We start from the raw sequence: 294 nt of genomic DNA on the forward strand, positions 1-294 counted from the left end.
TTTTCACGGCAGTTGGCAACCGGAACCTGGTGTGCGCGCCAGAAATCCTCGACCTTCTTGCCGTCGACCTCTTTCGGTCCGGTCCATCCTTTCGGGCTGCGCAGGATGATCATCGGCCAGCGCGGTGCCTGCGTGGAAGCAGCTCCCGAGCGAGCCTTTTCCTGGATCGCGCGGATCATGTCCGTTGCCAGATCCATCGCATCCGCCATCAGCCGGTGCATCGCCTCCGGCTCGTGACCCTCGACGAAGATCGGCGCATAACCGTGACCCTCGAACAGCTTCCTCAGGTCATCG

Annotated in this window: 1 protein-coding gene; it reads right to left on the minus strand. The window is 62.2% G+C overall.

Annotated elements, in window-relative coordinates; all coding sequences use genetic code 11:
• Window positions 1–294 (minus strand): phosphoketolase family protein (locus HBA93_RS20515; RefSeq protein ID WP_502910158.1); only part of this gene is annotated, 294 nt, incomplete at both ends.

The organism is Ochrobactrum sp. SFR4 (genome assembly GCF_019730395.1).
GTDB lineage: Bacteria > Pseudomonadota > Alphaproteobacteria > Rhizobiales > Rhizobiaceae > Pseudochrobactrum.